Origin of the sequence: Snuella lapsa, assembly GCF_039539345.1 — a bacterium.
In the GTDB taxonomy this organism is placed as follows: domain Bacteria; phylum Bacteroidota; class Bacteroidia; order Flavobacteriales; family Flavobacteriaceae; genus Snuella; species Snuella lapsa.
In genome coordinates, this window is the sequence record NZ_BAABCY010000110.1 from 1 (window position 1) to 929 (window position 929).

The window sequence follows — 929 nt, forward strand, 5'->3', positions numbered from 1 at the left end:
ATATCAAAGAGAGCTTTCCAAGTGCTACTTGCGAATTCAACAGCAAAGTGCTAGGTAAATACTCTAAAGGTGAAAGGCAATGTGATGTACTAGTAACACAAACAATCGCAGGTGAAACGTTTAGAACCTTGGTTGACGCCAAGTATTATTCAAAGAAAATTGATATTAAAGCCGTAGAAGATTTTATTTCAATGTGCAGTGACGTTGATGCTTCAGAAGGTATTTTAGTCACACCTCTAGGTTATTCAGAGTTAGCTTATAGTAGGGCTGAAAATGATCCTTCACAGATTATTTTAGACATACTTTCGTTAGAGGATTTACATCATTTGCAAGGTTATATGGCAATTCCTTATGCTGGAAACTATGGTTGTATAATTCAGCCAGCTTTCGGTTGGATAATTGACGCAAATCGATGGTTTGATAACTTAGCTTGGAGCTATCGAAAAGGTTTTGATTTTGACAAAGCATATAAGGAAAAGGAATTTTCATATTTCAATATATGGAATACAAAAAAAGATCCTCTGACTCCTACAAAACTACTAGAACAGCAGGTTGAAATGCTTTCTGAAACATCCAAGATTTATGAAAATACTATAGAGACTATTGAAGAAGGTGGTAAAATATTAACTACAAGAAAAACAATTATAGAAAATTACGTAGCACCTGAATATGCCTGTGCAGTTGAATATGAAGGATTTATTTTCTTTGGTGTTTTAGTCTCTGAAAACAATCGGGAATCTGTAAATTTCAAAAAACTTAAAAAGATTGTAGCACAAAGTTTACCTATAAGAGTTAAACACACGGCTTCATAACAAGGTGTATAGCCAATAGGGCAATAAGTGATAAATTGAAAGTCCTGTTCTTTGAGTAGGCAACGCCAAAACAAAGTTTTGACGTTTAACAAAAAGAAAATTAAAAGTACAAACGTT

1 protein-coding gene is annotated in these 929 nt (G+C 33.6%); it reads left to right on the forward strand.

Annotated elements, in window-relative coordinates:
• Window positions 1–812 (forward strand): restriction endonuclease (locus tag ABD792_RS19065; RefSeq protein WP_345008171.1); only part of this gene is annotated, 812 nt, incomplete at its 5' end.
• Between the last annotated feature and the right edge of the window lie 117 nt (window positions 813–929).